This window comes from Adlercreutzia sp. DFI.6.23, assembly GCF_024462535.1.
In the GTDB taxonomy this organism is placed as follows: domain Bacteria; phylum Actinomycetota; class Coriobacteriia; order Coriobacteriales; family Eggerthellaceae; genus Adlercreutzia; species Adlercreutzia rubneri.
This window is the reverse complement of sequence record NZ_JANGBP010000827.1, coordinates 1-287: the sequence shown is the minus strand read 5'-3', so window position 1 is coordinate 287 and position 287 is coordinate 1. Positions and strand designations below refer to the sequence as shown.

The following is a 287-nucleotide window of genomic DNA, read 5'->3' as shown; positions in this document are numbered from 1 at the left end:
CTGAAATAGAATCATTGCAAGCATTGCGGCGCAACGAGATATGCGACGCCCATCCCGTCGGTGGGGCACGTGTTCGGCGGTTGGAAGGCCGATGCGGCGGGGCACTGGCGCGAGAGCACTGTCTGCAACGTCAAGGCGGCTGCGGGGGCTCATGAGTTCCGCGAGGTGATGGCCGATGATGGGCGTCGTCACGAGGTGTGCTCGGTTTGCGGTTACGATCGCGAGAAGCAGGCAATTCTCCCCGCGACGGATGGCGCGAGTGCGGCCAATGGCAGAGGCGGTTCCAG

At 63.8% G+C, this 287-nt stretch carries 1 protein-coding gene; it reads left to right on the top strand.

Annotated elements, in window-relative coordinates; all coding sequences use genetic code 11:
- Positions 1–60 precede the first annotated feature (60 nt).
- A partial coding sequence (locus tag NE591_RS15625) for a hypothetical protein (protein ID WP_256157147.1) occupies positions 61–287 on the top strand: 227 nt, incomplete at its 3' end.